35 protein-coding genes, 1 tRNA gene and 1 pseudogene are annotated in these 24,499 nt (G+C 61.8%); 16 read left to right on the top strand and 21 right to left on the bottom strand.

What is annotated here, in order from left to right; translation table 11 throughout:
• Positions 1-218 precede the first annotated feature (218 nt).
• The 3 genes from BM374_RS30820 to BM374_RS30810 are packed head-to-tail and all read right to left on the bottom strand — an operon-like array spanning position 219 to position 3,318.
• Positions 219-1,385 carry a hypothetical protein gene (locus BM374_RS30820; RefSeq protein WP_092301451.1) on the bottom strand — a complete coding sequence of 389 codons (1,167 nt, stop codon included), beginning with the start codon at positions 1,383-1,385 and terminating at the stop codon, positions 219-221.
• Entirely contained in the window at positions 1,382-2,620 is a 1,239-nt protein-coding gene (locus BM374_RS30815) for a hypothetical protein (RefSeq protein WP_092301448.1), read from the bottom strand. Before BM374_RS30815 ends, BM374_RS30820 begins: the two co-directional genes overlap by 4 nt.
• Positions 2,621-2,664: 44 nt before the next feature.
• A complete protein-coding gene (locus BM374_RS30810; protein ID WP_143270285.1) occupies positions 2,665-3,318 on the bottom strand; it encodes a hypothetical protein in 654 nt (217 codons plus the stop codon).
• 84 nt (positions 3,319-3,402) lie between these two features.
• On the opposite strand from BM374_RS30810, the gene BM374_RS30805 reads away from it, so the two are divergent.
• Positions 3,403-3,612 carry a hypothetical protein gene (locus BM374_RS30805; protein ID WP_143270284.1) on the top strand — a complete coding sequence of 70 codons (210 nt, stop codon included), beginning with the start codon at positions 3,403-3,405 and terminating at the stop codon, positions 3,610-3,612.
• Between the two features lie 404 nt (positions 3,613-4,016).
• Positions 4,017-4,163: a hypothetical protein gene (locus tag BM374_RS38880; RefSeq protein WP_177248656.1), complete on the top strand. Its 147-nt coding sequence runs from the start codon at positions 4,017-4,019 to the stop codon at positions 4,161-4,163.
• Positions 4,164-4,398: 235 nt separating this feature from the next.
• Here BM374_RS38880 and BM374_RS30795 read toward each other — a convergent pair whose 3' ends face one another.
• On the bottom strand, positions 4,399-5,022 hold the full coding sequence (locus BM374_RS30795; protein WP_092301436.1) for a CGNR zinc finger domain-containing protein: 624 nt from the start codon (positions 5,020-5,022) through the stop codon (positions 4,399-4,401).
• A gap of 30 nt (positions 5,023-5,052) precedes the next feature.
• Here BM374_RS30795 and BM374_RS30790 point away from each other — a divergent pair, with 30 nt between their 5' ends.
• Both BM374_RS30790 and BM374_RS30785 read left to right on the top strand, forming a co-directional pair.
• The gene (locus BM374_RS30790) at positions 5,053-5,772 is read left to right on the top strand and encodes an AzlC family ABC transporter permease (protein WP_092301433.1); all 720 of its coding nucleotides are present in this window, start codon (positions 5,053-5,055) and stop codon (positions 5,770-5,772) included.
• Complete coding sequence (locus tag BM374_RS30785; RefSeq protein WP_092301429.1) at positions 5,765-6,064, top strand: AzlD domain-containing protein; 300 nt, start codon at positions 5,765-5,767, stop codon at positions 6,062-6,064. Before BM374_RS30790 ends, BM374_RS30785 begins: the two co-directional genes overlap by 8 nt.
• Positions 6,065-6,141: 77 nt before the next feature.
• On the opposite strand, the gene BM374_RS30780 is transcribed toward BM374_RS30785, so the two are convergent.
• The 6 genes and pseudogenes from BM374_RS30780 to BM374_RS30765 all read right to left on the bottom strand — a co-directional run bounded on the left by BM374_RS30780 (position 6,142) and on the right by BM374_RS30765 (position 10,402).
• A complete protein-coding gene (locus BM374_RS30780; protein WP_210188609.1) occupies positions 6,142-7,017 on the bottom strand; it encodes an enoyl-CoA hydratase-related protein in 876 nt (291 codons plus the stop codon).
• A gap of 498 nt (positions 7,018-7,515) precedes the next feature.
• On the bottom strand, positions 7,516-7,680 hold the full coding sequence (locus BM374_RS38875; RefSeq protein ID WP_177248653.1) for a hypothetical protein: 165 nt from the start codon (positions 7,678-7,680) through the stop codon (positions 7,516-7,518).
• 161 nt (positions 7,681-7,841) lie between these two features.
• Entirely contained in the window at positions 7,842-8,381 is a 540-nt protein-coding gene (locus tag BM374_RS40325; RefSeq protein ID WP_502689470.1) for a tannase/feruloyl esterase family alpha/beta hydrolase, read from the bottom strand.
• Positions 8,382-8,387: 6 nt separating this feature from the next.
• A pseudogene (locus BM374_RS40320) lies at positions 8,388-9,272 on the bottom strand (tannase/feruloyl esterase family alpha/beta hydrolase); the annotation flags it as partial.
• A gap of 388 nt (positions 9,273-9,660) precedes the next feature.
• The gene (locus BM374_RS30770; protein WP_502689469.1) at positions 9,661-9,978 is read right to left on the bottom strand and encodes a PilZ domain-containing protein; all 318 of its coding nucleotides are present in this window, start codon (positions 9,976-9,978) and stop codon (positions 9,661-9,663) included.
• 202 nt (positions 9,979-10,180) lie between these two features.
• Complete coding sequence (locus BM374_RS30765) at positions 10,181-10,402, bottom strand: hypothetical protein (protein WP_092301417.1); 222 nt, start codon at positions 10,400-10,402, stop codon at positions 10,181-10,183.
• A gap of 136 nt (positions 10,403-10,538) precedes the next feature.
• Between BM374_RS30765 and BM374_RS38870 the strand changes: the two genes are divergently transcribed.
• On the top strand, positions 10,539-10,691 hold the full coding sequence (locus BM374_RS38870; protein WP_177248652.1) for a hypothetical protein: 153 nt from the start codon (positions 10,539-10,541) through the stop codon (positions 10,689-10,691).
• A gap of 6 nt (positions 10,692-10,697) precedes the next feature.
• Complete coding sequence (locus BM374_RS38865) at positions 10,698-10,862, top strand: hypothetical protein (RefSeq protein WP_177248651.1); 165 nt, start codon at positions 10,698-10,700, stop codon at positions 10,860-10,862.
• Between the two features lie 48 nt (positions 10,863-10,910).
• Here BM374_RS38865 and BM374_RS30760 read toward each other — a convergent pair whose 3' ends face one another.
• Together BM374_RS30760 and BM374_RS30755 are read right to left on the bottom strand one after the other, a co-directional pair.
• Positions 10,911-11,213: a hypothetical protein gene (locus BM374_RS30760; RefSeq protein WP_092301414.1), complete on the bottom strand. Its 303-nt coding sequence runs from the start codon at positions 11,211-11,213 to the stop codon at positions 10,911-10,913.
• 145 nt (positions 11,214-11,358) lie between these two features.
• Positions 11,359-12,915, bottom strand: coding sequence for a carboxylesterase/lipase family protein (locus tag BM374_RS30755; RefSeq protein WP_092301689.1), 1,557 nt, complete (start codon positions 12,913-12,915; stop codon positions 11,359-11,361).
• A gap of 95 nt (positions 12,916-13,010) precedes the next feature.
• On the opposite strand from BM374_RS30755, the gene BM374_RS30750 reads away from it, so the two are divergent.
• The 3 genes from BM374_RS30750 (at position 13,011) to BM374_RS38860 (ending at position 14,751) form a co-directional block, all read left to right on the top strand.
• Positions 13,011-13,802 carry an AraC family transcriptional regulator gene (locus BM374_RS30750; protein ID WP_092301686.1) on the top strand — a complete coding sequence of 264 codons (792 nt, stop codon included), beginning with the start codon at positions 13,011-13,013 and terminating at the stop codon, positions 13,800-13,802.
• A 176-nt stretch (positions 13,803-13,978) separates the two neighbouring features.
• A complete protein-coding gene (locus BM374_RS30745) occupies positions 13,979-14,275 on the top strand; it encodes an HU family DNA-binding protein (protein WP_177248650.1) in 297 nt (98 codons plus the stop codon).
• A 335-nt stretch (positions 14,276-14,610) separates the two neighbouring features.
• Complete coding sequence (locus tag BM374_RS38860; RefSeq protein ID WP_177248649.1) at positions 14,611-14,751, top strand: hypothetical protein; 141 nt, start codon at positions 14,611-14,613, stop codon at positions 14,749-14,751.
• A gap of 211 nt (positions 14,752-14,962) precedes the next feature.
• On the opposite strand, the gene BM374_RS40020 is transcribed toward BM374_RS38860, so the two are convergent.
• A complete protein-coding gene (locus BM374_RS40020) occupies positions 14,963-15,088 on the bottom strand; it encodes a hypothetical protein (protein WP_092301407.1) in 126 nt (41 codons plus the stop codon).
• Between the two features lie 73 nt (positions 15,089-15,161).
• Positions 15,162-15,392: a hypothetical protein gene (locus BM374_RS30735; RefSeq protein WP_092301404.1), complete on the bottom strand. Its 231-nt coding sequence runs from the start codon at positions 15,390-15,392 to the stop codon at positions 15,162-15,164.
• A gap of 284 nt (positions 15,393-15,676) precedes the next feature.
• Here BM374_RS30735 and BM374_RS30730 point away from each other — a divergent pair, with 284 nt between their 5' ends.
• Positions 15,677-15,958: a hypothetical protein gene (locus BM374_RS30730; protein WP_092301683.1), complete on the top strand. Its 282-nt coding sequence runs from the start codon at positions 15,677-15,679 to the stop codon at positions 15,956-15,958.
• Positions 15,959-16,029: 71 nt separating this feature from the next.
• Here BM374_RS30730 and BM374_RS38855 read toward each other — a convergent pair whose 3' ends face one another.
• Positions 16,030-16,194, bottom strand: a complete 165-nt coding sequence (locus tag BM374_RS38855; RefSeq protein WP_164933808.1) for a hypothetical protein — start codon at positions 16,192-16,194, stop codon at positions 16,030-16,032.
• Positions 16,195-16,468: 274 nt separating this feature from the next.
• Here BM374_RS38855 and BM374_RS30725 point away from each other — a divergent pair, with 274 nt between their 5' ends.
• From BM374_RS30725 to BM374_RS30715, 3 genes are all read left to right on the top strand, one after another.
• Complete coding sequence (locus BM374_RS30725) at positions 16,469-17,230, top strand: SIR2 family NAD-dependent protein deacylase (RefSeq protein ID WP_177248648.1); 762 nt, start codon at positions 16,469-16,471, stop codon at positions 17,228-17,230.
• 199 nt (positions 17,231-17,429) lie between these two features.
• The gene (locus BM374_RS30720; RefSeq protein ID WP_177243663.1) at positions 17,430-18,062 is read left to right on the top strand and encodes a cold-shock protein; all 633 of its coding nucleotides are present in this window, start codon (positions 17,430-17,432) and stop codon (positions 18,060-18,062) included.
• A gap of 151 nt (positions 18,063-18,213) precedes the next feature.
• Positions 18,214-18,699, top strand: coding sequence for a DUF192 domain-containing protein (locus BM374_RS30715; RefSeq protein WP_092301401.1), 486 nt, complete (start codon positions 18,214-18,216; stop codon positions 18,697-18,699).
• Positions 18,700-18,740: 41 nt separating this feature from the next.
• Here the strand turns inward: BM374_RS30715 and BM374_RS30710 are convergent.
• From BM374_RS30710 to BM374_RS38850, 3 genes are all read right to left on the bottom strand, one after another.
• Positions 18,741-18,817: transfer RNA gene (locus BM374_RS30710), tRNA-Pro, on the bottom strand.
• Between the two features lie 129 nt (positions 18,818-18,946).
• On the bottom strand, positions 18,947-19,372 hold the full coding sequence (locus BM374_RS30705) for a hypothetical protein (protein ID WP_092301398.1): 426 nt from the start codon (positions 19,370-19,372) through the stop codon (positions 18,947-18,949).
• Between the two features lie 271 nt (positions 19,373-19,643).
• Positions 19,644-19,937 carry a hypothetical protein gene (locus BM374_RS38850; protein ID WP_177248647.1) on the bottom strand — a complete coding sequence of 98 codons (294 nt, stop codon included), beginning with the start codon at positions 19,935-19,937 and terminating at the stop codon, positions 19,644-19,646.
• A gap of 229 nt (positions 19,938-20,166) precedes the next feature.
• On the opposite strand from BM374_RS38850, the gene BM374_RS30700 reads away from it, so the two are divergent.
• On the top strand, positions 20,167-20,361 hold the full coding sequence (locus BM374_RS30700) for a hypothetical protein (RefSeq protein ID WP_092301395.1): 195 nt from the start codon (positions 20,167-20,169) through the stop codon (positions 20,359-20,361).
• Between the two features lie 16 nt (positions 20,362-20,377).
• On the opposite strand, the gene BM374_RS30695 is transcribed toward BM374_RS30700, so the two are convergent.
• Both BM374_RS30695 and BM374_RS30690 read right to left on the bottom strand, forming a co-directional pair.
• Positions 20,378-20,803: a translational machinery protein gene (locus BM374_RS30695; RefSeq protein WP_177248646.1), complete on the bottom strand. Its 426-nt coding sequence runs from the start codon at positions 20,801-20,803 to the stop codon at positions 20,378-20,380.
• Positions 20,804-20,966: 163 nt separating this feature from the next.
• Positions 20,967-22,145 (bottom strand): OpgC domain-containing protein, encoded by a 1,179-nt coding sequence (locus BM374_RS30690; RefSeq protein WP_092301389.1) that lies wholly within the window; start codon positions 22,143-22,145, stop codon positions 20,967-20,969.
• 282 nt (positions 22,146-22,427) lie between these two features.
• Here BM374_RS30690 and BM374_RS30685 point away from each other — a divergent pair, with 282 nt between their 5' ends.
• The gene (locus tag BM374_RS30685) at positions 22,428-22,733 is read left to right on the top strand and encodes an ETC complex I subunit (RefSeq protein ID WP_092301386.1); all 306 of its coding nucleotides are present in this window, start codon (positions 22,428-22,430) and stop codon (positions 22,731-22,733) included.
• A 98-nt stretch (positions 22,734-22,831) separates the two neighbouring features.
• Entirely contained in the window at positions 22,832-23,326 is a 495-nt protein-coding gene (locus BM374_RS30680; RefSeq protein ID WP_092301383.1) for an Lrp/AsnC family transcriptional regulator, read from the top strand.
• Between the two features lie 63 nt (positions 23,327-23,389).
• Here BM374_RS30680 and BM374_RS30675 read toward each other — a convergent pair whose 3' ends face one another.
• The gene (locus BM374_RS30675; protein ID WP_092301380.1) at positions 23,390-24,427 is read right to left on the bottom strand and encodes an AraC family transcriptional regulator; all 1,038 of its coding nucleotides are present in this window, start codon (positions 24,425-24,427) and stop codon (positions 23,390-23,392) included.
• Positions 24,428-24,499 lie beyond the last annotated feature (72 nt).

Genomic DNA, 24,499 nt, shown 5'->3' with positions numbered 1-24,499 from the left:
ATGCCTGATGCTTATCCGTCTTCATCGGCCCAAAGCCTGCAGGGTGGCGATGGCGGGCAGATTTAGTGCACTGTCATCGTGATCGGAGATGAAGGCTGCCTGCAGCCAGGCCAACGACCATGAGTAAGCAACAACAGCGTGATTGCGTATGGACAGATCTAATGCTGCTTGCGGTGGGCTGGGCAGCGCTCGGCGCCTGCGGCTGGCATCACGGGTACTCAGCTAGGCTGTGTCTGTGGCGGCGTGGCCTGCCGCGACCGCATCCGAACGCGGGCCATCTTCGCCTCCCGGTGGGCGCGGTACTCAGCCTCAGTGACCAGTACGGTTAGGAGAGCGTCCTCGATGTCGCCTTGATTTGCGGTCAAGTCGAACCGCTCTCGCGACCATTCCGTTCCCTGAATGCTCGAAGGCTCTGGCAGGTTCAAGAACCCTGTAAGCAACATGCGGTAAAGCATGGGCGCGTAGGAGAACAGGTTTCGCCGGGACCGCTTGACGATGAGACTATTCGCGGCAACCGGCTCCCCGTGAATGAAGTGGTTTCGGACGCGGTAAATTTCGCCGTAGATCCAGCACCCGAGATTGCGCTTCACCTGTGAATGATGAGGGCTGAACACCTTCCGTTTGGTCTTCTTACTCCGCCAAGGTGCTCCGCCGACCTTGTCGTAGACGTGGGCTAACCGAAGCTTCTCCTGGCCGGTATGGGTCAAGATCTCGAAGGCGCTCACCCAGAGGCCCAAGTTGCGCCCCAAGTCGAAGTTGGTCACGTCAGCGCCGGCCGGCATCTTTGACGCAGCCATGGCCATGTTGAGGGATCGGAAGAGAGCGCGGTCGGCCCACTCGGGCTTTAGGGTCGAATAGCGGATACACCATCGCGCCATGAGAGCTTTTAGGAGCGGGGCATCGACGTCAATGCGGTTGAAATCGAGGGCCGAAAGGATTGGCGAAGACTGTCCCTTGAAGGCGCTGACCTCGTGTAAGCCGACGAGACCCGGTGTGTTGCAAACGAGATGCCCATTCTGGTCGTTGAAGGTCCACGGATAAAAGTCGAAATAGTCCGAATACTGGATGTGATGGGAGTGACCGTGGATTATCCCCCGGGCCCTCTGCAGGGGTACGACAGAGAGGGTGAGAAGGTCGCGGAAACTGGATACCGCCTCGATTGTTCGGAACGTAGGTGGTGCGTTTGTGTTGAGCAGCAGAATGCCTGGCGCGATGCGTCTCCCGAACGGATCGGTGAACTTGCGGACGAAGCGGCGGAAATCCGGGAACTGCTTTGCATATTCAGTGATGCGTTCATCGTCTACAGGGACGATGGCCATCTCGTTGGCGATCAGCTCATGGCCGACGCGGAGATTGGGCATCAAGAATATCGGGACCCAGGTCATTCATCACTCGGGTTGGGGACGTTCACCGCCATGACAGTCAAAATGATCTGCCGCGCGGGATCGTCCTTGCTGGCGAAGACGTAACGGTACCGGGTCTCCGTTTCCTGAACCGGATCGCGTTTGCAACTCGGATGCTCGCTCGAGGTCTCCACCATCTTCTTGACCATGGCGGTGAAGTTCTTGTTGCGGTTGAACATGATTAGCGCGGCTTTGGTGTCGCGCCAGGTTAGATAACCGAGGAGCTGGTCGAGGGCGTCCGTTAGCGTTTGGGGGCCATGCCAGTACTTGCATTCAGCGATGAATACATTGCGGTTGTTTTCCCGGATCAGGATGTCCGTCTTGCCGCTGGCGTTGAAGGTCTCGCCCGTCGCGCGGCCCTCGTAATGGCCATTGAGGACGACAAGATAAAAATCCCTGAGGTGCTCTTCCTCCAAGCGCTCGAACGCCGTGGGGCTGCGCTCCATCATCACCGACATGTCGTCGATGATCTTGAGGATGTGCTGGTACTCCGCCTCTTCAAGGGCGGGCTCGGGGGTGTAGGTCGAGGTCTGGGGAGGAAGCGACGGTCTGATCCGGCGCCGCATTTGAGCAGGGACATGGGTCATGGGGACGTGACCGGCGCGCACCATCGGATAGCCTAGGGACTCGGCGATATTCCGGGCCGCCAAAATGCCCTTCTTGCGCTCCTCCACGAGATTGCGGACCTTGGGCCTCAGCGCCTCGTTGAACGGCTTTACGACCTTCTCCTGGCCGCTCAGCCTCAATTTGATGGCGTCAATGACCTTTTTGAAGTGAGCCTGCAGCTCGTCCTTGGTGAGGTTGTAGCCCGAGGCCGTGAGGGTGATTCCATCTTCGTTGGCCTTCGCCCGCGGCGAGTCGCCGATTGACAGCGAGGAGGAATGCCGGAACAGCCCAAGGTGCCCTTCGAATGGGACTGTAATCCTATACTGAAAGCCCTGGACGCCGACCATTTGGCCATAATCCCGGACCTGCCGCGTCACCTCACGTGGGTCGGCCTGATAGGTCTTGTCTTCCAGCAGGACAGGGACTTCGAGATGGCAAACGTCGTAGGCCTGCTCGACGATGTCCTCGGTCGGTGTCGACAGCAAGGCATCGCTGCCGTATTCCGCGACGACGTTCTCAGCGCGGCCGTTTTGCATGTCGATGAGTGCTGACAGGGATCGGTCGCTGAACAGCGTTTCACTGACGGGTTCTTGGTCGAGGAAAAAAGGCATAGGTCATCCAGAAATCTAGAGCGCCAATACCACCTTTACCACGTTCAAAACAGGGTTTCTGGCCTACGCCTTTGAACGCTGGCTAGGATCAATGTGAAGGGCATCGGCGGTAAGGGCGGGACTTTGGAGACGACCATCATTCCGGCCTCCAAAGCGGCACGGTGGACTTCGGACGCTATATAATTCGATAGCATGTGGCCGAAATCAAAGTACTCGTTTAGGTCATCAGCCACCTGTCTTATTTCCTCTAGCGAGGATCGAATTATGTTGGTCGTTCCCTTCCTGGATATTGAATAGATCGCCGTCTGATCCTTCCATGCCTCGACCATGTTCGAGTGAACCAAAACATTCCTGTTCGTCGTCAATATGCCCATCGCCTTGAGGTAGTGCTTGATGGCCGCTAGCGCCTCATCAGACCATTCCGCATGAGTTATGAACGTTTCGATGAGCTTGACGCGATCGCTCGGGTTGGTGCGCGCTGATATCACCGCAGCTTGGCGCTCCTTCATGTTGCCGACGGCTGCTAACATCCACACGTGCGTTAATTCGAATCTGGCGTAGTTGATGCTAACAACACCGAGTGCGTGGACGCTGTCAAAGGGCGCAACACGGTACGAGGCCAACTCATTTTCAATCTCCAAAAGCCGGGTTATACTCCCGGTTGAGATGACAAAAAAGCTTGCACGGCGTCCCGCCACTGTAATTATCGTGTCTCACTTGCGGAGGGCCATTAGATCTCGCCTCATGGACTATGTAGGCCGTCTTCGCACATGGCGCGTTTCATGGACGAGCATCAGGAGAAGCTCCACGACCTCATGGAGAGGCTCGACTGGGAAGCACTCGACGCCCTGATGCAGCAAGAGCAAGCACCTGTCGGCGACGTGGGCAGGTCGCTGTGGCACCAGCTTAAGGGCTGCGGTTCATCGAGTCCCGGCTACGCGACATCCACGACACCTCCCAGAGCATCCAAAAGCAGACCCTTGCAGCTCTGAAGGAGGTGCAGTCGATCCTGCGAGGGCTGCTCTGGTTGGTCTTCATAGAGGGGGCCATCCTAATCTACCTGCTGTGGCCCCGCAGATAGCGATCGGCATTAGTTTAATGGGTGGTCGCGTAAGTAGAGCAGATGGCTGGTTATGCGTTCGACTGGACTTGTCCCCAGTTTTGTAAAAGCCTTCTGGGTGGGGTTACCCTGTGAAACGAGACTCGAAAAATCACAGTGATTCCAACACTTAGTCTCAATGCTGTTAACACCCCTTGGAAAATCAAATTTTTTGATGCCCAAGTGTGAATCAATCTCGTTGCGAGCCTCGAAATTTTAGGTCTTATGAATCTTAGTCCGAAAGGGCAAAGGGAGCTGAGGATACAGCTGATCCAACTTCAATGGAGAGCTGTGTTCATGTCAGACCTGCCCGAGCTTCAAATCAAATACCGCAACCTGAGTCTCAGCGCTAAAGGCGCCCTGGGCATCATTGCCGCCATCATCATTGCGGTCGGCTTTTTCGTCTTCCTCGCTGCTTACTGGTTTCGTTTGACGCATGGCTGACGTCGGCGCACCATTTCGAGCATGCAGATATCTCAATCTTTGAAGCGCGGAGGTCAGCGCACCGGTGCTGGCCGGCCGAAGAATAGTGGTCGCTACGGCGAACCCACCCTTGCTCTTCCGATTTCGGTGATGGTGCGTTGAATTCACGCTTTCTGTCAGGCGGGCCCACGGCAGTGATGCGTGGGCTTTTAGTGCACTGTCCCGAATTTCGTGGTGGCCAATTCCCCTCAAGGACTCAGCCTCCCTTGCCGGCGACTTTCTTTCTGCGCTTGGCATACGCCCGTCGTGCCCGCTCGCGATTTCCGCAGACTTCGCTTGAACACCACAGCCGGGTTCGGTTTGGGCTTTCGTCGACATAGAACCAGCCGCAACCGTTGGCCTGGCAGCAGCCGATGCGCGAGGCATCGGCCGAGGTTAGAACCGCCGTCAGGGACCACAGGATGGGCCAGAGCGGTTCGGAGAGAGTCTTGCCCGAAAGGTTGTGCAGATACGAGCCGCCGGTGCGAACGAGAGGCGGCTGTGGCGGGGCTTGTGCGAGCAGCGCATTGACGACTGCCAGGTCGGTTCGCTCGCTACGGCGGAGCGCATCGCAGATGCTCCAGATCTCTGCACGCAGCGACAGCAGCTCGGCTTGCGCGGCGGCGGCGGCATCCGGCTTCTTCCGGGCGATGAGTTCGAGCGCCGTGATCGCCTGAGGTGACAAGGTTCTCCGGCGGCCGCACCAGCCGAGAAAGGCGGCGTAGTCGGGGATCAGCTCCTGCGGATCAGCAGATGTCCGCCAATCCAACGTATTGGCGAAATCGAGACAGACTCGTCCGCCGAAAAATTGCGTCGCTGCGCGCTGGGGATCTCTTGACATAGTTGAGCCTGCCGGGCCTATATAACGGTCATGACCATTACAACGCAACCGGCGTCGTCGGCCAAGGCCATCTGCTCACGCGCGGGGGTTCGGCGCGGTCTGCTCGCGGCGCTTCCGTTTCTGCTGAGCAATGGCGTGGCTGGCGTGGTCATGGGTGTCGCCTATCGCGGTGTCGGGCTTGGCTTCGTGCCTTCAGTGCTGTTTAGCGTCGTCGTCTACTCTGCCACGGCGCAGGCCGTCACTCTCGGCCTATGGGCCCCGGTCCCGCCGATCATCCCGATGGCCGTAGCCTGTATCGCGACAAATGCGCGGTATCTCGTCATGGGCGCTCACCTCTACCAGATCTTCGGCAAACTCAGAAAGCGCATCACGCTGCCAATCCTGTTTCTGCTGGCGGACGCCTCCTGGCTCATGACTTCAGCGGACGCAGAAAGCAATGATGCTGATATCGGCTATCTCTTGGGCGCGAACGTGCCCATGGCTGTCGGCTGGATGGGCGGGACCGCCCTTGGCTACGGCCTGCCGCTGGCGCCTGGTGGCCCGATTTCGGTCGCCGCGGCTTTGCTCCCTGCAGCGTTCATCGTGACCCTGCTGCCGACCCAGTGGCGTGGCGCGCGTTCTGTTCTGCCTTGGCTGCTGTCGGCTGCGGGCGCGCTTCTTGTCGGCAGCCTGGTCTCGCCGAATTGGGCCATGCTGGCCGGCGGCGCTGTTGGCACCAGCTTCAGCATGATGCGCGGCGACAATGCCTGAGTGGCACACCCTGGCGGCGATCGGTGTGCTGGGGCTCGTCAGCTATGCCTTGCGGTCAGGAGGGTTTCTCGCAGGGAGTTTGATGCGAGAGGGCAGTGCATTGGCAAGGTTCTTCCAACTGGCCCCCGGGAATCTCTTCGTTGCCTTCGTGGCAGCAGCCTGCCTCGAAGGTGGGCTGGCGAGCATCGTCGGCTGCACGGCTTCGCTGACCGTGATGATCGTGACGCGCAAGGAGTGGGCGGCGTTGGCTGTTGGCTTCGCTGCTGCCGCGCTCGTCGCCGGCGCGCGGTGACAGTGCGCTCGATCTCCTCGCGGCTGGCACTGACCGAAGCCGCATGAGGCGGTTGCCGCGAATGAATCAGTACAAAGTCAGCGTCCATGGAAGACAGGGGCGCGTTTCTCCCTTTGCGCGCGGAAATATTCTTCGTGGTCGTCGCTCTGGGCAAGGTGGGCAAGTTCGGGAAACAGCGCCGCATATGCCGCCTCCTGACCCTCGCTGAGCGCACGGTGCGCCGAATTCATGGTGGCACGAATGCCAAGCGGAGCTGCTGCGGAGATCTTGCGAGCGACCTCGATGGCGCGATCGAGTTGCTTTCCGGGCGGCGTCACGAATTGCACGAGACCCATTCGGTAAGCCTCGTCGGCACCCCATTCGTCGCCCGTCAGCATGTAACGCATCGCATTCGCCCAGCCCGCTTCGCGGACAAACGTGATCGGCGCGCCACCGGCCGGGAAGTGGCCGCGGGTGACTTCAGGTTGTGCGAAGACGGTGTTGCTGGCGGCGACCCTGATATCGGCGGCGAGGAACAGCTCGTGGCCTGCGCCTTGGCATTTGCCCTGCACGGCGACAACAAGCGGCTTCTCTCGCCGCGGCGGGATGGTGCCGACCGGATTTACGAATTGGGGAATTTCCGGGAAGCGGCCAGTCCGCAGCACGGGTGCCCAGCTGTCGGCGTCCAAGATGCCGCCGATGAAGTCGGGACCCTGGGAATAGAGCACCGCGACACGCAGGGCGTCGTCGTGATCGAGCATGTACATCAAACGGCCCAAGCCGATAACACTCGACAGTTCGACACGGTCACCGTCCTGGCGAATGCCGATCGTGAGAATCGAACCGTCCAGCCGTTCCACCCTGACATTGCCCGGCATTGCCGCCTGGACGGTCGGAGCAGGCGCAACCGGCGGCTGGTTCTGCGCGAAGCTCGGGCTGGCAGCGAGGGCCGTAGCGGTTGCGCCGGCGGCCAAGAATGCCCGCCGATGTAGTCCCTTTGTGTTCGTCCCGGAGCTTTGGTCAGCGACCTGCCGCGGATCAACTTGCTTCGACACGTCACTGCGATGGTTGGATTTGCCAAGGTCGCCGGTCATTGTGGTGCTCCTCTTCTCTGCTTGGTGTTGCGAAGAGGAGGTACGACGGCATTCCGCCAGCAACTATCCTGTATAACCTTCATGAGCCATGAAGCAGAACTTCACAGTCCAGCAAGGCGCACACGCGGCTAAATTCAGCGCACCGTGATTGTCCCCGGCCAGCTTAGGTGTGGGCTTTCTGAATATTTCGGCGTGAAGCCGGCGATCGGGGGAGATCTCCGAACTCGGGAGAGGCGTAATCCCGGCCTTCCGGGGTTACGATGTGAACGTCGTAGCAGCCTGATTTGGCAAGCTCTCGAGCCTTCTTAAGCGCAGCTTCGGGCGTGCTGCGGCGATGTGCCAGCTCTCCGTGCTTGCACCTGCCAATGACGGTAAAATTCATTTCTTCTTCTTTTGCTTCTTCTGCTTTCTTATGGTTTCGGCCTGAGCCCGGAAGGCCTCGGCCAGGCTCTTCATCTGGTCGGCCACAAAAGCGTCAGCCGTTCGGGCGGCCGCCTGTTCGGCCACGACAGCCTGCTTTTTGATTTGCTTCACCACACCCATGGGGACTCAATGTCCTGGCTGTTGTGTTGTTCCCTTCCGCAATTACGGCGACAGTGAACCTAAGTGCCTCAGGCTCCGCCCCAGGTCGCGTAAAGGTCCTGGCACGTGCGCCAATTCGGACATTGAGTTCTATGGTTCGCATTTAACCGCGCACATCTTTCCTACTTGCACTCAAAACTCGCCGCGCTCTCCGGATCGCCTTGCCCCTTGTACTGCGCATGTTGCGGATAGGCGCAAAGCGGCCGACTGCGGCCGGGGAAGGCTGGTCCCGTTGCGACCACCGCATCGGGCGCCTTGCCGTCTTCCACCCAGTTCACGACCGCGCTGAGGAGATCGAACTGATCGAGCGTTGCGCCGCTCGAGCAGTGACCCATGCCGGGCACCAGGAAGGCCCGGCTCGATGTCTCCCGCACCATCTCCATGCCGCCGGAATCCGCCGCCATGCGCTCGTAGTAATTCACGGTGTCTTCAGCCGAGAACCAGGGATCGCTCACACCGTGGTAAAACAGCAGCTTGCCGCCATGGCCGAAATAACTCGAAAGGTTGGTCCAGTAGGCGGTGTTGGCGAGGCGATCCAACCCGCTCGCGTTGACGCGGTCTTCGAGTTGATCGACGTTGATGCTGTCCCAAACAGGCGGTCCGACCGGACTGCGCGCGCCTGTGGTCAGGATACCGGGAATGGCAACGCCTTCGGCTGCCACGCCGCTGTCCCACGGGAACGGCGGGTAGACCTGTGCGCCCCGTGAATTCTTCGGTCCGGCAAAAGCTTTCCTGAGGGCATCGACCTGCGGCGGCGCCAGGCAGGACTCCTTGATGTTGCCCTTGCAGGTGAGGACCGCGGGATCGAATTGACAGGCTTTGCGGTCGAAGATCAGGCCATCCTTGATGCCGTCCTTGGCGTCGCAGGCATCGAGGATCGCGTTCGTGATCAGCTTGCGCTCATCAGCGGAAAAGGTCTTGGCGGGCTCCGGCTTGCCGGACGCATCTTTCGGCGCGATCTGGCTGAAGGCAGCGTTGGCCCAGGCCAGACCGATATTGGAGTTGCCGGTGCGCATCGCAGGCGCGCCGGCGACGACGCCGTCGAATTGTTCGGGATAGCGCGCCGACGCCAGCATGCCCTCGCGGCCCCCGGTGGAGCACCCCGTGAAATAGGATCGTTTTGCGGGCTGGCCGTAGTAGTGCGCGACGATCGCCTTGGCGGCAATTGTCACCTTGCCGACGGATGCAGTGGCGAAGTTGAGCGCGGCTTCCTGATCCCTGAGGAACGAGGCATCGAACACCGCGCCCTGATGACCGCTATCGGTTGAGACCACGGCAAAGCCGCGCGCCAGCGCCGGCACCTCGCCGGCCGCCTGGTAACCCAGCGGCGGCCGGATCGTGCCGTTCAAACCGCCGCCGCCCTGAAACAAAAACCGGCCGTTCCAGCGATCGGGCAGGGCGACGGCAAAGCCGATCGCGTAAGGTTTGCCATCGACGCCCACGCGCTGATCGATGACGCCATCGACGCGGCAGTTCGGCGGCAGCGCCACCGATACGGTGGCCGGCGCCGGCGGCGACGGCTGCACGGTCCCCGGCGCCGCCTCCGGCACCATTTCGGCCTTGGTGATCGTTGCAGTCGATCCCGGCATCTTCCAGCCGGTCAAGTCAGCGCATTTGAGCGCGGGTGATATGTTGGCTGAATCGTCGGCGCTTGCCGGCGAGATCGCAATGATCATGATGGCCGCTATGAGAGCCGGGCAAGCCATCGCAGCATCAAGCGCCACGTTTCTTTTTCGCTGCATCGTTCTTCCCTGCCGTTTTTGAGTTTTATTGCGGTGCACGTTACTCACGCCGGCCACTGACGAGCTGGTGCATTGACATTGAAACCATCTTGTCTTGTTCGGGAGGTGCAGTCCAGCGGCGCAGGCTTTCAACCGCTCTCGCCGTTCGCCCTTGCCGATGAATGAGCTGGTCTGCGCTGCAGCGCGCGCGATCGGCTTGCTACTTCACCAGCGTCTCGCCGCGGCGCGCTCGCTTCGCTGCTCTGCCGCGATTGATGAACTGAACGCCGATGAACTCGCCATTGATCCAGGCGAGCTCGCAGTGTCGGTAGGCGAGGCCAATGGGGGATAGCACCAGGAAAAATTCCTTCTGGCCGATATCCGTCACGGCGCCGTCGATCACCAGCTTCGCCCCCATCTCGGAGACGTCGTGAATCTTGCAGGCGCGCTGCCAAGTGCCGTCGATCGCCATGACGCGGGCGTCGATGGGTCGCTCGAACGCGACCCGCCTGTCGTTGCGTTGTTCCCCCTCACTCATCAAGCCCCCCGCTGATGATCCCCAGGCAGCCGTCCAGATTAAAGTAAGAAGCTTGATATCCGGTGAACGGGGGCGGAGATGTCTCTCGTCATGCACGGCCAACCCTGCGGCGCGGGGAGCAAGCCGCAATCGCGGCTCGCAAACAAAGAGGCCGCCAACGCGGCGGCCTCCGACTTGCGCGGTGATGACAGGAAAAACGACATCACAGCGGCGGCTGGCCCGGTCCCGACCCTGAACCGAACGGGCCGGGAAAACAGCCTGGGCCCCGCAAGCCGCCGGCGATGATGCCGCCGACCCACTCGACGGCATGGACGATGGCGTTGCCGATGGCGCGGAAGGCATCGCCCAGCCAGTTGCCGCCGACGACCGACTCGAGCTCGGCATCCGTCAGCTCGATCATTCCCGGATAATCACTGTTCTGCATGGTATCTGCTCCTGATGAAGATCGGACGGCGGACCATTCCGCCGTCGACGGGGAGCGTGCTCCCCTTGCACCTGTGATCGCAGGAGTACGCCGAACGGGGGATCGCGTGCTGTGACCGCCGTCACAAAGCAAATGGATGGCCCGAACCCTCACGAGGCTCGCGGCGACCAATGGCTATCAACGGGGGCATTTCGCCGTGAGCTGGTTCAAACGATATCAGGTGGGCGGCGTTGTCGGCGACGCAGAGCACGGCATCGAATACGGCAAGAAATACGGCAAGGCGGGGTGAGCGGCCATGCTCGACGCCTTGCTCGGCTTCATCTTCGAACTGGTCCTCAATCTGGTCGGGACCGCCATCGTCAAGCTGTTCGGCGTGGACAACGCCGCTGAAGTTGCGGGCGTCATCATCGGCCTCGGCATTCTCGCGCTCGGCTTCATGGTCGCCGTGTGGGGGCATTGAAGCGCGACCGCCCGCGAGACGATCGCTCGCTGTCGCCACACTGACTGCTTACGCCGCGACCCGCTGTTCGACCGGCGCCGTCAGGTACTTCAACACTTCGGCATGCTCGAGATCGGGAACCGCGATCGCCGTGTGGCTGTAGGTCGCGTGGCTGCGCGACTTTGCGATCTTGTCCAGGATCTCTTTGCCCTTGATGACGTGCAGGCCCATGCCGTCTCCGGAGGGGAAGATCGCCAGCACGACGTCATAGGCGGCGATGACGGTTCTGAGCGCCGCGGCCTTGTCCTCGGCGACATCGACAAACACGCGAACATCGGCTGCGAGTTCACGCAGCTCGTCAAAATTCAGCACTTTTTGGGTACTCCAACGCAACAGGACTGCATGGAGAGTGGCGGCGTTGGGTTACCAGAGTCTGAACAACATCGTTCGAGATGAAAGTTTCACGATGAGGTGAGGCATCGTGTGGAAAACTTCCCCTGGGAAGTCACGGGCCCTCTCAGTTGGCCACGTCACCTCGCCAGCGCATGGGCAGCACGCCGTTCTCCCTGAAGCTGCCGAGGAAGCGGAAGCGCTTCGCGTGCGGATTGGGCCGGGCTTCGATGGTGTTTCCGAGGATCTGCACGATGTCGCTCTCGTCATAGGCCGGCCAGAACGGCAGGCCGGGCCCATTCGGATCGCCTGATCTTGCGAAGTTGACCCAATAGCTCATCATGGTCTGCGCCAGCACGCGGTCGGCTTCGTCAGGCGGCGCGGCGCAGCCGATCACCCGTTGCGGCGTCAGCGTGCCGAAGAGGAAGGGGATCTCGGTCACGTGCGAGGCAATCGGCGTGTAGGGCGAGGTGTAGACGAAGTGGTAGCCGTAGACCGGCGCGCGCGTGCTGCTGCGATGCAGACGCAGCGCCTGCCAGCACTGCTCGCCGATCACCATGTCGCCGGCGAGCGCAGCGGCGGACGCCTTGGCCTGCGCGTCGGTCTCGGCGGGATAGTGGCTGAGAAAGTCCGCCATCCGGTCCGTGCCGAACAGCGCTTCGGCCGCCGCGCGAAAGGCCTGCGCCTGATGATGGGGAAGCGCTTGCGACATGAAGGGGAATTCTTCCGCGCTGTTCCAGCCCGCGAGCAGGGGAATGTGCATCTGCTCGCCGCGCAGGAAGCGTCGCGCAGGCGCGTCCGGCACCAGATGATGATCGATGCTGGGTGAGAACGCTTGCGTGACATGGTCGTGCGCAAAACTCCAGGGCGCGGCTGCATTCAGTTGCTCGGCCGGCATAGTGCGCAGGGCTGCGATCGACGCACCGCCTTGCCGGCGCGCAAACGCGAGGCCACGCGCGCGAGCTTCATCATGAGTTTGCAACGGCCCGCGTCGGCCATCCCAGAACGCGCCGCTCTCGGCGATGGCCTTGTGGAACAGCCCGCGCGCGAGCGGCGATGCCATCAGGAGGCCGACGGCCATGGCGCCGGCGGATTCACCGAGCAGGGTCACGTTATCGGGGTCACCGCCGAATGCGGCGATATTGGCCTTGACCCAGCGCAGCGCCGCGAGTTGGTCCTGCAGGCCGTAATTGCCCGATGGCGCTTCCGCATCGAGCTCGGGATGGGCGAGGAAGCCGAAGATGCCGAGGCGGTAGTTGAAGCTGACGACAACGACGCCCTTGGCCGCTAGCAGGGCGCCATCGGTGGCGGGATTGGCCGAGGAGCCGAATTGAAAGCCGCCGCCGTGGATCCACACCATCACCGGCCGCTTCTCGTCAGCGTCTTGCGCGGCGGTCCACACATTGAGCGTGAGGCAATCCTCGGCGCGTGGTCCCGGCCGCGGATCGTTTTCGAGCGAGGACAGACTTGCAGCGCCAAAGGCGCGCGCATCGCACACGCCGCGCCATGGCGTTGGTGGTTGCGGCGCGCGCCAGCGCAACGGGCCGACCGGAGGCGCGGCGTAGGGGATGCCCTTGAATGCGAGCACGCCGCTCTCGTCGCGCGGCTGGCCGCGCACCGCGCCGGCTTGGGTGCGGACCTGTCGGCTGAGCCGTGTTGCTTGCGCGCTTATCGAGCCATGCACGGTCACGTCTCCTTGGGTGGGGTGACCCAAATTATCGATTTTGCGGTTGGATGAATTTGCGTATAACTTCGATCGATAGCTAAAAACGGTCAATGATCAGGCAAAAGCTCAGATATCCCTGGGTTGATCTGGATGTGGACGAGCCGTCCGCGCCTGTCATTGCCGTGCGTGTCGATGCCGACGGGACCAAAGAGGAGGTGCCCGAGCACAGCCACCGCAAGGGACAGCTCGTGGTGTCGCTTGGAGGCGGGGTGACGTGTCGCGTTCCAAGCGGATTGTGGATGGTGCCGCCGCATTGCGCGGTCTGGATTCCGAGCCGCATGCCGCACAGCAATCGTGCCACCGCGAATGCGCGGCTGTTCTTCGTCTATATCGAAGCGGAGCTGGTCGATCTGCCGGATCGCTGCTGCACGATCTCGATCTCGCCGCTGCTGCGCGAATTGATCGTCGAGCTGTCCGACGGCACGCAGCATGACGAGGCGAGGCGGCAGCGCCTGATCGGCGTGCTGCTCGGCGAATTGCCGCGCATGCCCGTGCAGCAATTGCATCTGCCGCTCTCGCGCGAGCCGCGCGTCAAGCGCATCGCGGCCGCGCTGGCGGACAATCCCGCCGACCGCCGCACGCTGGCGCAATGGGCCGATCACGTCGCGCTCAGCGAGAGCAGTCTTGCGCGGCTCGTAGCCAGGGAGACGGGGCTGACCTTCGGCCGCTGGCGACAGCAACTGCATCTGATCGTCGCGATCCGCGAGCTCGCATCGGGCGCGAGCGTGCAGCAGGTCTCCGCCGATCTCGGCTATGAATCGGTCACGGCCTTCATCACCATGTTCAGGAAGGCGCTGGGCAAGCCGCCGGCCAGATATCTCGCCGGTATTGCCCAGCAGAAATAGCTAGACGTCACGGAACTCGCGTCGAACTGCTGCTTGCGTTTTCGGCCTCAATGGGTTCTAAGCCCGGCTGCTTCATGGCCACCGGCCTGAACCGACGCGCTGCCCGCGTAGTTTTACCCCGTCCGGACAAAGCTACACCGCAGCTCGCGTGCACCCAATTCAGAGGAAATCCAGATATGGCGAAGATGACCAAGACCCAGTTGATTGATGCAATTGCGGAAGGCACGCAGCTTGCGAAGAACGACGTGAAGTCGGTCATCGAGTACATGGCGACGGTCGGTTACAAGGAGCTCAACGAGTCCGGTGAGTTCGTCGTTCCCGGCTTCGTGAAGATGTCGGTGGTCAACAAGCCCGCGACCGAAGCCCGCATGGGCGTCAACCCCTTCACCAAGGAGCCGATGCAGTTCGCGGCGAAACCGGCGAGCAAGTCGGTCAAGGCCTCGCCGCTGAAGGTGGCGAAGGACGCCGTCTGATCCGGCCCTGACGCGCACCTGCGCGATTTTCCAAAAGAAAACCCCGCGCTTGCGCACGGGGCTCTCTTGCCGACGGCATTGGGATTTCAGCGCCTGGCCGTCAGCGGCAGACTTTAACGTAAGGTTGAAAATCCAAAAAGCAACAGCGCCGCGGTGACGGAATATGTTCGTCCCTCGCGGCGCTGCTGTATTGACTGGGCGCTGAAATCCCCCAGCTTCCATGCGTCTCTTGCGCGCCGAAAGTTGCAAGGCAACATGCATGGGAAATCCAGTCCGAGGGCTGGACTTTTTGTTCTCATTTTGTTCTAGTGAGTCATCCGCTTGGGAGGTGACTCATGACCATCGAGAAACAACGCGAAGTGGTCAGGCTCTGGAATCAACTCCGGAAGGTCGAGGGCCCGGCCGCAGAAGAGCTTCGCATCCAGATCCTGGAATGCTTTTCGGAGAAGAGGACCGCCAAGCGCGCTGCGGCTTGAGGCGCGAGACGGCGAGGGCGTACTGGCGGCGTTGCTTCATCGATGGCGAGGTGACGCTCCGCTTGCCGCGTCTCGGCGCTCATTCGCACGCAAACGATTTGTTAAGACGTGCTGGGAATTGATTTCGTCAATTCCGATTCGTTCTGCGCGAACGAAACGGAGGCGAAGCTGGAACAAACGAGGTCGGCAGAGGCAAGCCGCCGCATGCCAGTTAACGCTTGCCGCCGTAGATCTCGTCCTCGGAGGATTCCCTGGGGCACGCGACGCCGCTGGTCGCAAGCGCCACGAAGCCGGCGTAGCCGGACAGGTTGAGCAAGACTTCGAGCCAAACGGGCATGACAAGCCTCTTCGCACGGGAAGGTAGCAACGCCCGCCTGAGATGCTTGTTCCCCCTCTGAAAAGAATCGCGTTCAGAGCCGCGAGGTGGGATCGAGCCGGCGGCCCAACGCTGCAACCGATTCCGTCGAGGGCGACTCCTTGAGGAACTCGGCGATGGCGCGCGCGAGCTCGCCGTCACTCATTGGAGTCGGCGGCGGGCGCAGCGCGCCGACACCGAAACTGCGAACGATCTCGTCGTAGTGCTGCGCATTGTTCTTGGGAACAAGCCTGCGTATGCGGGCCAGCAAAGCGGATATCGGCACTCTCTCTCCTCCTCGACCTCCGCCCCTTGGCAGCGATACACGTCGCCTGCCATTATTTGTGGTTCGAAACTGAAAACCCCGCCAGCACCGCGGAGATGCTGACGGGGTCTTCGTGCTGTCGCCTCGACCGGATGGCGGAGGCTCCCGCACTTGTAGGTCCAATCCACGTTTCCGGACATTGTTCCCTTCGTGGTGGGATTTTTCGTCGCGGTTCCAGGATGCGAAGAGACGCGAACCATTGGGAAGGGTCCGCGTTGTCTCCGGGAGATGCGAAGGAGGAGATCATGACGAAGACACTCGCAGTTCTGGCGACCGTTGCGGCTGTCGGCGCGACCGCGGTCGCGGCACCTGCGCAGGCACGCGGCGTCGGTCCGGGCTTGGCATTCGGTCTCGCCGCCGGCGCGATCACGGCGGGCGCTATCGCTGCGTCCCATCCGTACGGCTATTACGGTCCGGGCTACGGCTACTACGGCGGCCCCGTGTACTATGATGACTACGGCCCTGGCCCGTACGCCTATTATGGCCGACCCTATTATCGCCACCACTACTACTATCGCCACTGGTAACAGCTGACGAATCGAAAAGCCCGGAGCGATGCTCCGGGCTTTTTCGTGCCTACAAATGTCTGCGCGATGTCTCACGGCCAGAGCGAGGGCCGTTCCACCTTGCGGGCGTTCTCGAGCGTCGAGACGAAATACTCTTCGCGCTCGCGCTTGAATTTTTCCTGCGTGGCACGGAAGGCGGCGACTCGGGCGGCGATCTCTTCGCGTTCACGGATTTTGCGTTGTTCGTCTTCGGTCATGTCAAATCCCCACTACACCGGAAGTATGTGTGCGCTTCTGAACTCAAGCACTGCCGCCGCAATCACTTTGAGTCGCGTCAACACATGCATTGGCGCTCCTGATTGGGGCGTCAATGGGGAGGAGGCATTGCAGGATTGTGATAAGCGAGGGCCGGAAAAAATTGCCGGCCGATCGCGGCTCACCGGCTTGCGCGGCGGTGGATAACAGCGTCAAGAATCTTGTCGTTTGTACTGGTAGCATAGCAGGCGTGAAATTGAATCGGGGAGGCGGCGCGTGATTGCAGAGGACCTTCAGAGCGGCGTCGAACAGCTTGGCGACATGATCGCGCGAGCCAAGATCATCGTGCCGTTCACCGGCGCCGGCATCTCGACCGAATGCGGCATCCCGGACTTCCGCTCGCCGGGCGGAATCTGGACGCGCAACCGCCCGATCGAGTTCGGCGAATTCGTCGCCAGCCAGTCCGCCCGGGACGAATCCTGGCGCCGCCGTTTTGCCATGGAGGAGGTGTTCGCCGCCGCGAAGCCCGGCCGCGGTCATCGCGCGCTGGCTTCACTGCACCGCGCCGGCAAGATCCCCGCGGTCATCACCCAAAACATCGACAATCTCCACCAAGCCTCGGGCTTCGCTCCCGACCGCGTGATCGAACTTCATGGCAACACGACCTACGCGCGTTGCATCGGATGTGGGCAGGTCTATCAGCTCGACTGGGTGAAGCGCCGGTTCGACCAGGACGGCGTCGCACCCAACTGCAGCGCATGCGACGAGCCGGTCAAAACCGCAACGATCTCATTCGGTCAGGCGATGCCCGAGGATGAAATGCAACGTGCGACCGAGTTGTCACGGGCTTGCGATCTCTTCATCGCCATCGGTTCCTCGCTCGTGGTTTGGCCGGCGGCGGGTTTTCCGATGATGGCAAAGGAAGCCGGTGCGCGTTTGGTGATCATCAACCGCGAGCCCACCGAGCAGGACGACATCGCCGATCTCGTCATCCGCCATGACATCGGCGAAACGCTTGGGCCCTTCGCCGGCAATTGAGGCATTAGTTTGATTCGCGGCTGTGCAAGCTGTTCATAGGTTCCGGCGAATCTCTTTTTTGTCTATGCGCCGCAACCGGTAGTGTTATCTTTTGAGTCGGAAGATTCGCGTCGCGTCGAAGTGAGAAGATTCTCTTAAGACGCGTGATTCGAGCGCCGCCAATGTGGCGGGTTGCATGGCATGTGTGGGGTCCGGGGTTATGGGGTCGTCGGACGGATTTGAGTCCAAGAAGCTGGGAGTTCCCGCGTCGGGTGAGCACGGCGCCGGTCGCGATAGCGCGCTCAGTCCCTTCACCGGGTTAGGTGAGGGCAGTGCCAACCTCGTCGAGGTTCATGGCGTCATCAAATGGTTTGATGCCTCAAAGGGCTACGGCTTCATCGTTCCCGACAATGGCTGGCCCGACGTTCTCCTGCACGTTACCGTGCTTAGGCGCGACGGCTTCCAGACTGCCTACGAGGGCGCCCGCATCGTCGTCGAGTGCATCCAGCGCGCCAAGGGTTATCAGGCCTTCCGCGTGGTCTCGATGGACGAATCGACTGCGATCCATCCCGCGCAGATGCTGCCGCCGCGGACCCACGTCACAGTCACCGCAACCAGTGGGCTCGAGCGGGCACAGGTCAAATGGTTCAATCGGCTGCGCGGCTTCGGCTTCCTGACATGCGGCGAGGGAACTCCCGACATCTTCGTCCACATGGAGACGCTGCGTCGCTTCGGCATGACCGAGCTGCGGCCGGGCCAATATGTGCTGGTACGGTTCGGGCCCGGCTCCAAGGGCATGATGGCGGCCGAGATTCATCCTGAGACAGGCTCGCCTGGCCTGCAGTCGCACTAGCGGCTTCAAATTATCGTATTCGTGAGCAGAAGCGCGCGGCCAGGGTCGCGCGCTTCTGGCTTTTCGGACGGTGGCCGCGTAAGGATGTCGCAGTCCGAAGCCGTTAGACCAGTCCTTGTCGTTCAGAATTTCCCTGCCGAGTTTCCCGCCCATGCACTTTAACCGAAAGGCCGCCTGGTCCCGCGCCCAGGGCTGGCTTGCCGCCGTTCTCATTCTTGTCGGATTGGCTGTCACGTGCGCGCCTGCTCGCGCCGCAAGCTTCCAGCCGCTCGAAATCGTCACCAGGAACGGCGTGCAGGTGTTCTCGGTGGAGATGGCGACCACGGAAGAGGAGAAGCAGACCGGGCTGATGTACCGCAAGGAATTGGCCGACGGCAAAGGCATGCTGTTCGACTTCAATCCCGAGCAGGAAGTGTCGATGTGGATGAAGAACACCTACGTTTCGCTCGACATGATCTTCATTCGCGCCGACGGCCGCATCCTGCGCATCGCGGAAAATACCGAACCGCTTTCGACCAAGATCATCTCGTCACGGGGGCCCGCCCGGGCCGTCCTGGAGGTGGTGGCGGGAACAGCGCAGAAATACGGCATCCGTGTCGGCGATCGGGTCGGCCACCCGCTGTTCGGCAATAAATAAGGTCCTGATGGTGCCGGGTTAGCCGCTCTGACGGCTGGACGTGGTCGGGGCAGCTGGATTCGAACCAACGACCTGCAGTACCCAAAACTGCCGCGCTACCAGGCTGCGCTATACCCCGAATGTCCGGCGAGCCTCGTCGATACACGCTTCCAGGAGAGCCAGCAAGCGCCGCGTCCGGCAGGGACAATCCGGAGCTTTCCTGACAAAGAAGCCGGCCGAGGTATCGCCGGCGAGATGGAAAGCCGGTTCAGCGCCGGCGCGCGTCCGCGTAAGGCTCATGCGCACCGAAATGGGCGAAGCGGTAGGTGCGTCCGTTGGTGTTGGGGTCGGAATTGTCCGAGGTCGAGAACACCAGGATTCGCCCCTCCTGCGGGTCGCTCCAGTAGCGATAACGGCCAGAGCCGTTGTATGTGATCTCGGCGAACTCGGTGTGGCCGGGCCCGAGGGGATGTCCATCCTCTAGGACGACAAGGGTCGCCGCACGAGGCGCGTCCTGACTGTCCGCCAGCAAGCCCGGAACCAGCGGGCGCGCGAGCCAGGAATGGAGCCCCTGATGCGCGAACGGGCGCTTCAGCAGCCCCTCATCCTCCACGACGGGCTGTCTCGCAAAATAGAACGCAAACGGCGCGTAGACCGCCAGCACGGCGGTCACCGCCAACACGCGAAGCTTCATGATTTCTTCTCAGACCCCACACCCAACGCCAGCATAATAGTTGCGAGGAGCGCGGGGATCAATCGCAGGTAAGCAGATCTCAATCCGATCACCGGCTTTGCGGTCGATCCAAGCGCGTCCGTCATGCGGAGGTGTCGGGGAGCCGCCGCGGCCAGACTTGCCTCGATTTTCACGAGAATCTAAGCCGGTCAGGCGCAGAATCACCAATCTTCATCGAACCTTTGGGTGTCGCCATAGACACATGAGTATTGGGGATTTCAGCGCCCAATGCCTAAACGGACGCCGCCAAGCGATGATACTCCGCTTGCGCGGCGTTGCGCTTTTTCCGGCTCAGTTCGAGGCGTGCCAGCCCGCCGGAAACGGGATCAGCGGCCAGACCGGATAATCGTCGTTGGCAGCCTTCGGCCTGTCGTGGATTGGCTTGGCAATAGGTGCCGGGGGCGGCGAAATCATCACCAGACGCAAATAGGCACATTGGAAATTCATGATCGTCAACCAGCGCGATGAGCTTCTCAAAATGCAGGCCGAGTTCAAAATCACCAGGCAAGCTCTTCGCAAGCGGCATGCCCGTTCTCAAATTGCACGAATATCTTAGGAAAACTGGGCAAGCCTTTCAACCGGCAAGGCGGCTGCAGGTCGGCGGGTAAGGTTGATCGGTTAGGTTAAACGCGGGCTGTCGTTGCGGCCGTTTTGATGGCTGCTATCCAAGCGGTCCCGGCATGCGACGACGCCAATCTGTGGCTCAGACGAGATCACGTTCGTCGCGGCTTTTAGTTTCGCGCGAGTTGTCCGTCATGACTTTCGATCTCACCTCGAAGACTGTCCGCCAGCGGTCGAATTGGACCGAGATCTGGCACCTCTGGACGGTCATCGTGCCGCGCCGCTCGATCAACGGGCAGCTCGTTTACGGCAAGGTCTGGCGACGCCACGACGGCCGTAACTGGATCTACAAGAAATTCACCGAATATGACGGCGAGGCGGCGGCCTGAGCTGGAGGCTCCGCCATTAACCAGTGTGTCGCTCGCCTGCGGTCGCTCCCGGCGCCTGAATGCGTGGCAGCGGCAATTTGAAATGACGTTTTGCGTAGGCGACGATCTCGTTGTCCGAGGGATGATCGGCCGCTTCCACTGCGGCAATCCGCTTGGCGACATCGGGCGCATGGGCGCGGATGTGGCTGGCGAGCTCCGTCTTCGCGCTTGCCGGACCGATGATGAGGATCTCGCCGGCATCGGTGATGGCCTTGGTCACTTCGGTATAGAAAGCCTTGTCGGGCGCGGCATGACCGCTGCCGATGGCGTTGGCCTTGTGATGAAGGTGCCGCGTCGCCAGCTGCGGGTGCAACGTGACTTCGTCGGAGCCGCTCAGGCCGAGATGGAAGATGCGGGCCTGCGAATGGTCGATCCACACGACGGCGTGAAAATGAGAGGGCATGTGCTTGGGCCTTGTCCGAGAGGAAGGCCGCCGACATTGCGGCGGCGTGTGTCCCAGCGACATTAGGCCCGGAGGCGTCGCCCCCGGTTGACCCACGTCAAGCCGATCCCGGACAAAGCACGTTGCAATGGCAGTTCGACGCTCGCTTGAAAAAGCGGGCGTCTCAGGCGGCTTTGGCTGCCGGACTGGCCGCGGGCTTCGCCGGTGGCGGCTTCAGCGGTTTGTCCTGCCGCTTCGACCAGGAGATGTAGTAGGCGACCGTCGTCATGATCGCGATGCCCGCGATGGAGACGAAGAGTTGCGCGAACAACGAGCCCGAGCTCATCGACAGCTCGAAATGGCCGACGAACGACAGGAACACGCCGACGCAGAACACGGCGAGCGACTGCTGGCCGCAGACGATCACGGGATCGAAGATCTTCCATTCCAGGCCTGGCCAGTCCTTCGGCACGAAGCGGATCACCATGATCACGATCACGACGAAATGGATGAAGCGGTAGGGGGCGAGGTTGGTCTTGTCATTCGGATTGAACGTCGAGAACAGCCATTCCGGGAACATGCCGCCGAGGGTGGGGAAGCGGCCGGCCATGGTCATGACCAGCGCGAACAGGAGATAGCCGAGGCAGACCCACAGCGTGATCGGCGAGTTGATCAGCGTCATCGAGCGGCGAGCGCCGCCCATCGCGCACCAGGCGCCGAACACGAACAGCACCTGCCAGCAATATGGATTGAAGTACCACTGGCCGGCCGGGTAGGCGTTCAGGTTCAGACTGAAATGACGCGCAGTCAGCCACAGGATGATGGATAGCACCATCGTCAAATCGGGCTTGCGCAGCATGAACCAGAGCACGGGCGGAAACAGGCCCATCAGCACGATGTAGAGCGGCAGCACGTCGAGATTGAGCGGCTTGAAACGCAAAAACAGGCCCTGGCGCAGCGTCTCGGTGGCGTTGTCGACGAGGCCGGCGACGTTGAACTCGTTGATCATCTCGGAATCGCCGAAGCGCAGCGCCAGATAGCTGATCGAGGCGATGTAGATCACGAACAGGATGATGTGGGCGACATAGAGCTGCCAGACCCGCTTGGTGAGGCGCGTGGCGCCGACGATGAAGCCGCGCTCCAGCATCATGCGCGCATAGACGAACGTGGCGGTGTAACCGGAGATGAAGACGAACAGGTCGGCGGCGTCGGAAAAGCCGTAATTGCGCGTCGTGACCCAGTTCACGATGTTGTCAGGGATGTGGTCGAGGAAGATCGCCCAATTGGCGATGCCGCGGAACAGGTCGAGCCTGAGGTCACGGCCCTTTTCGGGCAGCGTGGCATTGATGTTCAGAAAGGCCATGCGACGGAAGCTCTCGAAGGGGACGGATCTGGTGTCGGCGAGGCAGATGTTAGCAAGGCAGATGTTAGCAAGGCTTGGCCGCCGGCTCGGATTCCCGGGCGGAAGGCGGGTACGCAATTGTCACAGTGCAGCATAATGACTATACCCATCGATGAGGACCCGGGAGGGCCGGAATCACCGATCAGTTCCCGAAAGGTGTCTCTATACTATGCCCACGGTTTCCACCAATCGCTACCGTGACGCACTAAAATCGAACGAAAAGACGAAGAGGCCGGACCGCCAATGACCGCACGCATTTTCAAGCCCGCCAAGAACGCGATGCAATCCGGCCGGTCCAAGACCCGCGAATGGCAGCTCGATTACGAGCCGGAGCAGCCGCGAGCGGTCGAGCCGCTGATGGGCTGGACCTCGTCCGGCGACATGAAGCAGCAGATCACGCTGCGCTTCCACACCAAGGACGAGGCGGTCGCCTATTGCGAGCGCAAGGGCATCGCCTACCAGGTGATCGAGCCGAAGGAATCTCTGCCGCGCCAGATTGCCTACGCCGATAATTTCTCCTTTCGCCGCGGCGAGCCCTGGACGCATTGAAGGGCTCGTCTTCGACCGTCCCTCCGGAGAGCCCTTGGCACCCCTTCCGCCGCGTGCTTCGCTACCTCGCATGACAGGACCATGACGAGGGCAGGGGGATGGCCGGGCGTGACCAGCTCGACGGCGTCGATCTGAAGATACTTTCGGAGCTGCAGCAGGACGGGCGGGTTCGCAACAACGAGCTGGCGCTACGCGTCGGCGTCTCCGCGCCAAACTGCCTGCGGCGGCTGAAATCTCTGTTCAGCCGCGGCGTGATCCGCGCGGTGCGCGCCGTCATCGACGAGCGGCTGCTCGGCTACGAAGTGGTGTCGTTCGTCTCGATCCAGCTCGGCAGCCAGGCGCAGCCGGTGTTGGAAGCGTTCGAGGTGGCGATATCAGCAATCCCGCGGATCCAGCAGTGCTGGCGCATTTCGGGCGACACCGACTACCTCCTCAAATGTGTGGCGCCGAGCGTCGAGAGCATGCGCCAACAGCTTCTGCATTTCGCCGCCATGCCCAACGTGAAGAACGTCCGCAGCTTTCCGGTGCTGGGCGTAGCGAAAGACGTGCCGCTGCCCGTGCCGGAGATCGCGTCTGTGGCGCCGGCAGGATAGGATCCGCACGAGGGTTACCGTGCGCCCCTCGGGGCCGCCAATCATGGCGGTGACTGCGCGCCCTCAGCGGTACCGTCCCCGAAACTCGCGCGGGCTGGTGCCGGTCCAGCTGCGGAAAGCACGCGAAAAGCTCTTCTCGTTGCGGAAGCCCGCGATCTCCGCGATCCGCTTGATCGGGGTGCGGCCGCGCATCAGCTCCAGCTTGGCGAGCTCGAGCTTGGCTTCCTCCTTGAGGTCGCGCAGCGAGGTCGCCTCCTCGCGCAGGCGGCGATGCATGGTGCGGGTGGAGAGCGCGAGCTCGCTGGCGACATCCTCGGCGCCGAGACTGCGTCCGCGCGCCGCACGCAGCACGCGCCGGACGCGCTCGACCAGGAGCCGGTCGCGGCGATAGGGCCGGTAGGGCAGCACAGTCAGGCGCAGCGCGCCCTTGAGCATGCTGTCCAGATCGGCCGCACTGCGCGTGAGCGGCAGCGAGAGATAGTGCCTGTCAAAGCAGATGCTGGCGCGGTCCGCGCCGAAGCGGACTGCCTTACAAAAAATCGTCGGGTAGACCGAGACGTGGCCCGGCTCGGCATAGGGAAATTCCGCCGCGCGCAGCGCGATCGTGGAATCGATCGCCCAGCAGGAGAAGCCGAGCACGTAGCGGAGCAGGGTGACGAGGCAGAACTCGCGGAGCTCGCCGAGCTCGCGCTGCTCGCGGATCGAGATGGTCGCGGTCTCCTCGCCGACTGCCAGCTCGAACAGCACGTCTTCGGTCAGCAGACGATGATGCCGGCACCAGCGCTTGAGCGCAACTTCCAGAGTGGGCGCGGTGATCGAGGCGCGACATAGCATGCCATAGGTGCCGAAAGGCAGCCGGCGCGAGAACCAGCCGAGTGCCTCATCGTCGAGCTCGCGCATGGCATGGCCGGCCAGTGCCTCGAACTGGGCGGCCGTCACCCGGCCATCCCTGGATTTGACGAGGTCGGGGAGGACCTGACCCTTGCTCAGCGCCTCGGCCGGATCCCTGCCGTAGCGGGCATAGGCCGCGACCACGCCCCGGACGAAGGCGGCAGGGGTCATGGCGCGGCGGGGTGCGGCGGTTGCGGCCTGAAAGGTCATCGAAAAATCCCTTGGAAAATCCTCGCCAAACTTGGCGGAAAATGCAACCTTTTCGACCGCCCCGGTGCCCGG

Source organism: Bradyrhizobium sp. Ghvi (genome assembly GCF_900115265.1).
Lineage (GTDB): Bacteria > Pseudomonadota > Alphaproteobacteria > Rhizobiales > Xanthobacteraceae > Bradyrhizobium.
The sequence above is the reverse complement of the archived record's forward strand: the minus strand, read 5'-3'. Positions and strand labels throughout refer to the sequence as shown.